The sequence below is a fragment of the Arthrobacter sp. Y3223065 genome, from assembly GCF_059090885.1.
Genome location: NZ_JBNHGC010000011.1, coordinates 1 through 3,432 on the forward strand (window position 1 = coordinate 1; position 3,432 = coordinate 3,432).

General features: G+C 57.0%; 2 protein-coding genes and 1 pseudogene. 2 read left to right on the top strand and 1 reads right to left on the bottom strand.

Going from position 1 to position 3,432, the window contains the following annotated elements; genetic code table 11:
* The first annotated feature begins 298 nt into the window (after positions 1 to 298).
* Positions 299 to 1,042: an SDR family NAD(P)-dependent oxidoreductase gene (locus tag AC5RUK_RS17375; protein WP_494152983.1), complete on the top strand. Its 744-nt coding sequence runs from the start codon at positions 299 to 301 to the stop codon at positions 1,040 to 1,042.
* A 67-nt stretch (positions 1,043 to 1,109) separates the two neighbouring features.
* Positions 1,110 to 2,070, top strand: a pseudogene (locus AC5RUK_RS17380) (ISL3 family transposase); the annotation flags it as partial.
* Between the two features lie 726 nt (positions 2,071 to 2,796).
* Here AC5RUK_RS17380 and AC5RUK_RS17385 read toward each other — a convergent pair.
* Entirely contained in the window at positions 2,797 to 3,246 is a 450-nt protein-coding gene (locus AC5RUK_RS17385; RefSeq protein ID WP_494152984.1) for a nuclear transport factor 2 family protein, read from the bottom strand.
* Between the last annotated feature and the right edge of the window lie 186 nt (positions 3,247 to 3,432).

Here is a 3,432-nt window from a genome sequence, read left to right on the forward strand (position 1 = left end):
GGGACTGGATCGACGTCAGGCCGATCAACTCGGACTGGGACATCGTCAACGTACCTCGCGTCTCCCACTGGGGAGCCTGGCGGACAGACGACCCGATCTACAAAGACTGGGTCGAAAGCCTACCCACCGAATACTCCAGGTAATTCTGTTCGTAGGCACACCGACTGCTCTATGCTGAGTCTATTTCTGTAATTGATGAAGCCAGGCTACATAAATCAATAGATGACAAAGCGGCATTTATGTGCATCCACATTCTGCTTGCAATGGTATAAATATGCGTAGATTCCGGAGGAACAAAATGGCAAGATTAGATGGCAAAGTCGCAGTTATTACAGGTGGCGCAGGAGGGATGGGGTCCACTCACGCCAAACGATTTGTAGAAGAAGGCGCCAAGGTTGTTATTGCCGATTTGGGAACAAGTAAAGGAGCGAGCCTGGCTGAGAAACTGGGAGAGAATGCTCTTTTTATAGAACTGGATGTTACAGTTGAATCAAGCTGGAAAAGTCTTGTAAAAGAAACTGAAGACACTTTCGGGCCAATTGATATCTTAGTCAATAATGCCGGATATATCTCCATCAACTCCATTGAAGACACGTCTTATGACGAATATAAAAAAACGATTGCCATCAATCAAGATAGTATCTTCTTAGGCATGAAACATGTTTACCCTTCGATGAAAAAAACAAAAAACGGTTCAATCGTTAATATTTCTTCGGCATCAGGTATAGCCGGTGGGGCTTCTCACAGTCCTTATGTAGCTGCGAAATTTGCCGTTAGAGGTTTAACAAAAGCGGCAGCTGCTGAGTTCGCTCCAGATAATATACGCGTGAATTCCGTACACCCGGGTAACATTCGGACACCCATGACCGATCAAGATAGTAATCGAGAGCTCATCAAAGCAATGATAGAGGATGTGCCACTGAAGCGAATAGCTGAACCCGAAGAAATTACGAACTTAGTGCTCTATTTAGCTTCCGAAGAATCTAGTTTTTCAACTGCAGCTGAATTTATTGCTGATGGTGGTCTAACCCAGATAATCTAAGCTGCCAGTTATCGGGCTCTTCCGGATTGAGAGTGTAGCGGTGTCCTAGTGGGGCGCCCCATGGCGGGTGGGTTGTTTCGGGCAAGGCGAGGGCCTTAACGCTACCTTCCGAAGCCCTGGCCTGACCACATTCTCGCCTCGATGGGCACGGTCCGGGCAGTGCCTCCGCCCGAACCGTGCCCATCCTGGCCTGCCGCGTCACCGACCCTGATGACTGGTGTTCGAGGTCGGGTGCCAGTGCGTCCGCGGGACACGGTGACCCGCCGGCTGCATGATCCCTTCGGGTGGCGCCCGACCACCTCGCTGGTGAACGTCCGACGCTACCGCTGCACGGGATGCGGGCACGTGTGGCGGCAGGACACGTCCAAAGCTGCGCAGCCGGGGTCGAAGCTCCCGCCGAGGGCTGCGCTGGTCGTTGGAAGGGATAGTGTGCCAGCACCTGACGATGGCCCGGGTTGCCGAGGGCCTGGGCGTGTCATGGGGCCTGGGCGTGTCATGGAATACCGCGAACAACGCCGTTCTGGCCGAGGGGCGGCGCGTGCTGATTGATGTCTCCAGTCGTTTCGACGGAGTGAAGGTCATCGGTGTTGACGAGCATGTCTGGCGGCACACCCGCCGCGGGGACAAGTACGTCACGGTCATCAATGACCTCACACCAATCCGTGACGCACGGGGCCCGTCCAGGCTCCTGGAGATGGTTGAAGGCCGCTCCAAACAAGTTTTCGCAGCCTGGCTGAAGGGACGCCCTGACGCCTAGCGCGAAGGGGTTGAAGTCGCGGCCGTGGACGGATTCTCCGGGTTCAAGAGCGCCGCGGCAGAGGAACTCCCTAAAGCGGTTCCGGTCATGGACCCCTTCCAGGTCACCCGGCTGGCGGGAGACGCGCTGGACGTCTGCCGGCGGCGTGTTCAACAGGCAACGTGCGGGCACCGCGGCCGCGCCGGCCACCCGCTCTACAAAGCGCGAAGGACCTGCACACCGTCGCGGGCTCACCGAGAAGCAACGCCAACGGCTTGAAGACTTGTTCGCGCCCAAGGCGGCCAAGGTCGCTGGCGACTCGGACCTGCGCAACTACGTGCGGGACAAGCTGCTCATACTCTGGTCTCCGGAGCAGATCAGCCACACGATGGTTGAAGAGTTCCCTGACACCCCGGAGATGCGCGTTAGCCCGGAGACGATTTAACAAGCCCTCTATCTCCAGGCCCGTGGCGGCCTCAAGCGCGAAATACATGCCGCGCTGCGCACCGGCCGGACCCGCCGCATACCCACCGCAACGGCGAGCAGCGCATCCACCAGTTCGTGGACCCGATGGTTATGGTTTCCGAGCGACCGCCCGAGATCGAAGACCGCGCCGCGCCAGGCCATTGGGAAGGGGACCTCATCACCGGCGCCTACAACCCAGCGATCGCCACCCTGGTCGGGCGCACCACCCAAAGTGATGCTCGTCTCTCCTGGCCAACGACCGCCCGGCCTAAACAGTCCGCGACGGATCTGTCAAGACCATGGCCACCCTTCCTGAGCACCTGCGAGGCTCCCAGACCTGGGACCAGGGAGCGGAAATGGCCACCCACAAGTTGGCGGGGTGCGCGAATGTGCCATATCAATGTAGCGATAACCAACCGCCTTGGTGGGGGCAAAGAATACCTCTGCCCCCATCCAGCACAGATGGCATAGAGGAGATGCAACGGCCCTGCCGCGTTACCCTGGCTGTGCTCCGGTTGCCTGCTTAGCTAGAGGCTGCCGGCAACCACGGTCCTCAAACGACAGGAAACTGTGACTTCTCCTCGATGATTTCGGTCGGTACGGTCTGCTTGAGGACGCGTTCAGCGATCAGCCATCGACCGTCGAGCTTCTCGTAGCGATCCTGATAGATGACTTGGGACCGGGCATGGAACCCGTCCTTTAGCAAGTACTCGACTATTGAGAATGCAATTCCTCGGGCAGTAGTCGCCGTTAGGTCCGTGATGACGTGAGTCGTCATGTGGTGGAGTGCATATTGGACGGTGTCTACTAAGGTCTGGCCGTAGGCACGAATTTCTTCGCGTCCCCTGGACAGCGGATTATCGAATTCCCTTTCGTCGAAGACCGCGTTTTGAGTAAAGAGCCCCACCCATTCGTCGATCTCGTGCAGATCGATGTGGGTGGCGTATCTATGGTTGAGTTCCTGGATAGCCATGCGATCTTCGACGCAACTCAACTGTTCCATGTAAATCCTCGTTTTCTCGATATTGGACTACCGCGGATCGTGGATCGAGGCTAGGGGGTGGTGACTTGGATCTTCTGGGGATGGCTCTGTGTGTCGATCGCATGCAGGTCAGTGATGCGCTTCGGTGCCAGGAGAGCCCACACGACGACGAACGCAGCTACGACCAGAGCGAAGGCGATATAGAGG